The following is a 414-nucleotide window of genomic DNA, read 5'->3' as shown; positions in this document are numbered from 1 at the left end:
ACTCCAGCGTGTTCGGCGCGGTCCTGGCGTCGATGCGGTCGCTGAAGACGTCCCTGGTGGTGTTCGACACGGCGGTGGTCGACCTGACCGACCGCCTGCACGACCCGGTGGAGCTGCTGTTCGGCACCCAGCTCGGCGGCGGCACCGACATCAACCGGGCCATCGCCTACTCCCAGGGCCTGATCACCCGGCCGGCCCACTCCATCTTCATCCTGATCGGCGACCTGTACGAGGGCGGCGTCCGGCAGGAGATGCTGCGCCGGGTGGCCGCGATGACGCAGGCCGGCGTGCAGGTGATCGTGCTGCTGGCGCTGTCCGACGAGGGCGCGCCGTTCTACGACCACGACAACGCCGCCGCGCTGGCCGCGATGGGCGTACCCGCGTTCGCGTGCACGCCCGACGCCTTCCCCGACC

General features: G+C 71.3%; 1 protein-coding gene. It reads left to right on the top strand.

Going from position 1 to position 414, the window contains the following annotated elements:
* Positions 1-32: 32 nt before the first annotated feature.
* On the top strand, positions 33-414 hold a 382-nt coding region (locus C1I95_RS34575; protein WP_233514088.1), incomplete at its 3' end, for a VWA domain-containing protein.

The sequence above is a fragment of the Micromonospora craterilacus genome (assembly GCF_003236315.1).
Lineage (GTDB): Bacteria > Actinomycetota > Actinomycetes > Mycobacteriales > Micromonosporaceae > Micromonospora > Micromonospora craterilacus.
The sequence above is the reverse complement of the archived record's forward strand: the minus strand, read 5'-3'. Positions and strand labels throughout refer to the sequence as shown.